The organism is Nocardia noduli, from assembly GCF_019038455.1.
Taxonomy (GTDB): Bacteria; Actinomycetota; Actinomycetes; order Mycobacteriales; family Mycobacteriaceae; genus Nocardia; species Nocardia noduli.
Window position 1 is genome coordinate 1 of sequence record NZ_JAFMPL010000322.1, and the last position, 386, is coordinate 386.

The 386-nt window shown below is 56.7% G+C and carries 1 protein-coding gene; it reads right to left on the reverse strand.

The features are described from left to right. Nucleotides 1–386 (reverse strand): amino acid kinase family protein (locus tag JZ792_RS41585; protein WP_438804445.1); only part of this gene is annotated, 386 nt, incomplete at both ends.

The window sequence follows — 386 nt, forward strand, 5'->3', positions numbered from 1 at the left end:
TTGCTGCGGAAACCACGCGTGGATCGGTGGTGTAGATGCCCGGGACGTCGGTCCAGATATCAACACGAGATGCGTGTAAAGCCTCCGCCAGCAAGGCTGCCGTATAATCGCTGCCTCCACGGCCAAGCGTCGTTGTACGACCTTTATTTTCGCTACCGATAAATCCCTGGGTGATCACTAAGCCTTCATTGAGGCGTGGGAGCAGCTGCAGCGCGGCCAGTTCCGCCAGCGCGGCTACATCTGGCTCTGCACGACCAAATCGGTCGTTGGTACGCATCACTTTACGTACATCAAACCACTGTGCCTGAACATCGCGTTCGCGCAGGATTTCGACAAACAGCCGGGTCGACATCAGCGGAAAGAAACTGCTGACGGCAAAACTGCCC